The sequence below is a fragment of the Nitratireductor sp. GCM10026969 genome (genome assembly GCF_042660605.1).
In the GTDB taxonomy this organism is placed as follows: Bacteria; Pseudomonadota; Alphaproteobacteria; order Rhizobiales; family Rhizobiaceae; genus Chelativorans.
The window spans coordinates 1-500 of sequence record NZ_JBHSUM010000345.1 but is presented as its reverse complement, the minus strand read 5'-3'; the positions used below and the strand labels follow the sequence as shown (position 1 = coordinate 500).

The 500-nt window shown below is 70.2% G+C and carries 1 protein-coding gene; it reads right to left on the bottom strand.

Going from position 1 to position 500, the window contains the following annotated elements; all coding sequences use genetic code 11:
* Positions 1 to 500, bottom strand: a 500-nt coding sequence (locus ACFP9U_RS25425; protein ID WP_378625688.1) for an ATP-binding protein, incomplete at both ends; no start/stop codon positions are given.

The window sequence follows — 500 nt, the reverse complement described above, 5'->3', positions numbered from 1 at the left end:
ATGGCCGGGCTCGCCCGCCATGCCGCAGCGGCACGGGTTCATGGCCGCCACAAGCTGGATCTGCGCGGGGTAGCTCACCCGGTGATTGGCCCGGGCGATCACGCAGGCACCGCTCTCCAGTGGTTGACGCAGCGAATCCAGCACTTGCGGCGTGAACTCGGGGAACTCGTCGAGGAAGAGCACGCCGTGATGGGCGAGCGACACCTCACCCGGCCGGGCGCGCAAGCCGCCCCCCACCATGGCGGCCATGGAGGCTGAATGGTGCGGCGCGCGGAAGGGACGGCGGTCGGAAAGCCGCCCGTTGGCCAGTTCACCGGCAACCGAGGCGATCATGGAGACTTCCAGAAGCTCCTTGGGCGACAGCGGTGGCAGGATCGAGGGCAGCCTCTGCGCCAGCATGGACTTGCCGGCGCCGGGCGGGCCGACCATCAGGAGATTGTGCCCGCCGGCCGCCGCCACCTCCAGCGCCCGCTTGGCGCTTTCCTGGCCCTTGATGTCCG